This is a genomic window from Mesorhizobium sp. WSM4822 (assembly GCF_055811155.1).
The window spans coordinates 1-929 of the sequence record NZ_JBVVQM010000067.1 but is presented as its reverse complement, the minus strand read 5'-3'; the positions used below and the strand labels follow the sequence as shown (position 1 = coordinate 929).

The window sequence follows — 929 nt, the reverse complement described above, 5'->3', positions numbered from 1 at the left end:
GCAACCTCCTTTGTTGTGACTGCCCAGATGATGCTGCGGGAGGACGGGGCGGACCATCCCATTAATGGTGACGCCCGATGCCAAGCGATGCGCTGTGGCCCACGCCTGCGAGCGGCATGGGGTGAGCCAGCGTCGGGCGTGCAAAGCTCTTTTCGTCGATCGCTCGAGCGTTCGCTACACAAGCATCCGGCCGGATGATGCCGTCGTTCGAGCCGCGATGAAGACGTTGGCAGCCGAACGACGCCGCTTCGGCTATCGGCGCATCCACATCATGCTTGAACGGCAAGGGATCGTGATGAACCAGAAGAAGCTGCGGCGGCTTTACAGGGAGGAGAAGCTCCAGGTCCGCAAGCGTGGCGGCCGCAAGCGGGCCTTGGAAACGAGAAGGTCGATGATCGCGCCGGGCCGGATGAACGAGCGCTGGAGCCTGGATTTCGTCAGCGACGCCTTCACAGATGGTCGGCGGTTCAGGGTTTTGGCCGTCGTCGACGACTTCACGCGGGAATGCCTGGCACTAGTCGCGGATACGTCGCTGTCGGGCGCCGCGTCGTCCGGGAACTGGACGCCATCATCGCTCGCCGCGGCAGGTCTCGCACGATCGTCTCGGACAACGTCCTAAGCGCGGAACGAAATGGAGCCTGCAGTCATCCGCCAGCATGCTCTTGCTGCGTGACGTTGGTCAAGTCATCGAACCAGGGGGCTTCCACCGGCAAGGGAAAAGGTCTCGTCCATAGCAAACACAGGGTACGCACGCAGGCGGCCCTCACCGTCCTCAACACGAGCTTCTGATCCAGGCGGAAGACCCGAACATTATCTACAGGGTCATCGAAGCGATGCCCTCACGGCCCTAGATGTTTAGTCCCGGCATTTGCTGGAGCGGATCAAGCTTGAAGCGTTCTGGCTGCGCAGCCCATGCCTTGCAAATGAAC

Annotated in this window: 1 pseudogene; it reads left to right on the top strand. The window is 61.7% G+C overall.

Annotated features, from left to right (window positions below):
* Positions 1-64: 64 nt before the first annotated feature.
* Positions 65-612, top strand: a pseudogene (locus AC0L3E_RS34545) (DDE-type integrase/transposase/recombinase); the annotation flags it as partial.
* Positions 613-929: the final 317 nt, after the last annotated feature.